Here is a 1,070-nt window from a genome sequence, read left to right on the forward strand (position 1 = left end):
GTCGGCGCCGCCGTCCGCCAGCTGTGCGCCCTGCCACGTCCCGTTCGCGAAGCGGATGTTGTCGTACACGTGGTTAGGCGAGGCCGGAGCCGGGGTGGGAGCGGGATACGGGTTGGTGTGGTCGGTGGCGAGGCCGGTGCCCGGCGCGCACGACCAGGCGCCGGCGCCCTGGTCGGCGAGGATCTTCTCGGCGATGAGGATCTGCTGCTGCTTGGTGGCCAGGTCCGGGCGGGGAGCGTAGTTGAGACCGCCGTAGTGGCGCCAGTTGTCGAGGCTGATCTGGAGGCCGCCGTAGTAGCCGTTGTTCGTGTTGATGCTCCAGTTGCCGCTGCTCTCGCACGCCGCGACCTTGTCCCAGGTGGCGACCGAGGCGGCCGAGGCCTCCGTCGGGGCGAGCAGCGGCACGGAAAGTGCCATCAGCACTGCGGCGGCGGACGTCCGGCGCAGAACGGAGGCCTTGAGAGTGCGTGCGGGCATGGTGGGCTCCTGGGAAGTGGTGGCGGAAGGTGCGCTGCGTGCGTGGTGGACCGGCTCTGGACGGGTCGGGGCCGGCGCTGACGGGGAGGACTGCCCTGCTGGGAGCGGCCGGATTGGGTGCCGTGGGCCGGTGGGGCGACGGGCGGGACCCGTAGCGTGTTACCGGTCAGGGCAGTGGTGCCGGTGAGGGCGACCGCCCGGCCCCTTGGAGCGGGGCCGGGCGGTCGAGTTCCGGATCGCAGTAACCGTTACTTGGCGAGGGTCTCCAGGTGCATGTCGCCGTTGGGCATGCCCGTGGCGGAGATCCCGTTGACCGAGCCGCCGCCGTCGGCGACCTGGGCGCCCTGCCAGGAGCCGTTGGCGTAGCGGACGTTGTCGAAGACGTTGCCACCGGCCAGGGTCACCAGGTGCATGTCGCCATTGGGCAGGGCCGCGAGGGAGATGGCACCGACGTAGCCACCCCCGTCGGAGATCTGGGCGCCCTGCCACGTGCCGTTGGCGAAGCGGACGTTGTCGTACACGACGCCGCCGTTCAGGGTCTCCAGGTGCATGTCGCCGTTGGGCATGCCGACCGCCGCCATCGAGGTGACGTG

The 1,070-nt window shown here is 71.0% G+C and carries 2 protein-coding genes; both read right to left on the bottom strand.

Annotation, left to right across the window (positions count from 1 at the left end):
• Positions 1 to 477: transglycosylase family protein (locus ACWC9T_RS42025; protein ID WP_449826277.1), on the bottom strand; the 477-nt coding region annotated here is incomplete at its 3' end.
• Between the two features lie 248 nt (positions 478 to 725).
• On the bottom strand, positions 726 to 1,070 hold a 345-nt coding region (locus ACWC9T_RS42030), incomplete at its 5' end, for a hypothetical protein (RefSeq protein WP_449826278.1).

It is taken from the genome of Kitasatospora sp. NPDC001159 (assembly GCF_053598235.1).